At 66.6% G+C, this 1,523-nt stretch carries 2 protein-coding genes; both read right to left on the minus strand.

What is annotated here, in order from left to right:
• Positions 1–535 (minus strand): hypothetical protein (locus ACP5J3_RS14525; protein ID WP_428496332.1); only part of this gene is annotated, 535 nt, incomplete at its 3' end.
• 1 nt (position 536) lies between these two features.
• Positions 537–1,523 (minus strand): helicase HerA-like domain-containing protein (locus ACP5J3_RS14530; RefSeq protein WP_428496333.1); only part of this gene is annotated, 987 nt, incomplete at its 5' end.

A 1,523-nucleotide genomic window follows, 5' to 3' on the forward strand; every position in this document is an offset into this window, starting at 1 on the left:
CCACGCCGTAGGCCCTCGCCCGCTGGATGAGGTTGAGGATGAGCAGGCGGGGCTGGGGGTAGAGGGTGTGGGTGGTTGGGGCCTTGACGCGGGGGGGCTTGGGGTACTGGAGGAGGGTGGGAGTTTTGAAGCGCACGGTGACGTACCGCCCGGGGCGGAGGGGGGCGGCGGCCTCTATAGAGGCCTCCGCCAGCTCTAGGCGGGCCGGGGCGCCGTATATCTTGACCTCCCGGGGGGGCTGGAGGAGCCTCAGCGCCAGGTCCTCGCCGAGCCTTTCGACGTCTGCCACTACCTGGAAGTGGTAGGCCTCGCCTCCGCGGACCGCCACGGGGGCCTCGCCGTCTCCCCAGAGGGGCCTGCCCTGGTGGTGGAGGTAGGAGAACTTGAGGGGCTTCTCGGGCTGGGGGGTGCCGGCGCCGGGGTAGGTGAACCACTGGAGCACCGCCTGCTTGGCGACTCTCGAGGTTAGGGCCTGGACCACCAGGTCTCTGCCGGGGGTGAGGGCGTAGGTGGCTCTCAGGAATCTGCGCTCCACGTCACCCCAGGTGGGTCGTCCTTTTGGCTACCTTTACGTATATGGGGTGTCTGTAGGCGTAGCTCTGTACGTAGGCCACGCCTCTCTCCGCCTTTGATAGGAACCTCCTCTCGGCGGGGGGGACGCCGAGCTTCTCCAAGACCCGGGGGTCGCTTCTGAGGACTATCTTCGTGTTGGCGAGCTGTATGACGACGTCGTTTAGGTCGTCGGGCATGTGGGTGGCGAAGACCACGGCGATGCCCTTGGCCCTCCCCAGCCTCGTGAGGCGGGTTAGGTGGGCCTCTAGGAAGGCCTGCTCGTCCTCGTTCCTCGTCTGGGGGAAGAAGAGGTGGGCCTCGTCTATGAGGACAGCCGTGACGGGCCTCGCCGTCTTGTAGACGGCGTCGAGGATTCTGTAGACCACAAGCCTCTGCTGGTGGGTGCCCAGGCCGGATATGTCCACCACCGTGTAGCCGGCGAGGGCCCGGCGGTAGGGGGGCTCCGCCACCTTGAACCCCGGCCCCTCCACGTCCACGAGGCCGGTCTCCACCAGCGCCAGGAGGGCCCTCACGATGTTCTCCATGGTGCTTGCGTGGAGGCCCAGGGAGGCTCCGATTTTCTCGTACATGACGGCGGGCCTCCCCCTCTGGTCCTCCGCCGGCGACGTGAGGAATTTAAACAAGTCGTCTACTCTAGAGGCGCCGCTCAGCCTCTTGGCCTCCTCCAAGACCCTCTTGTAGAAAATCCTTGCCTGCTGGCTCAAGATGGGGATAGCCCTGGGCAGGTCGTACAGTATGCCCCCGCTCTCAAGGGCCCAGGGGTAGACTTGGAGCCGCCCCCGCCCGTGCTGCGCCTCCACTTCAAGCTCCATCCTCGTCAGCACCCCGCCTCTGCCGAAGGCTCTGCACCGGTACCTCCCCCTCCCCCTCCAAATCGCCTTAGCCGCGGCCCTCCGGGCCACAGCCCTCAGCCCCCTCTTGGCGAGCCTTCTGGTGACCGGGAGGACTAC

It is taken from the genome of Pyrobaculum sp., from assembly GCF_049971835.1.
In the GTDB taxonomy this organism is placed as follows: Archaea; Thermoproteota; Thermoprotei; order Thermoproteales; family Thermoproteaceae; genus Pyrobaculum.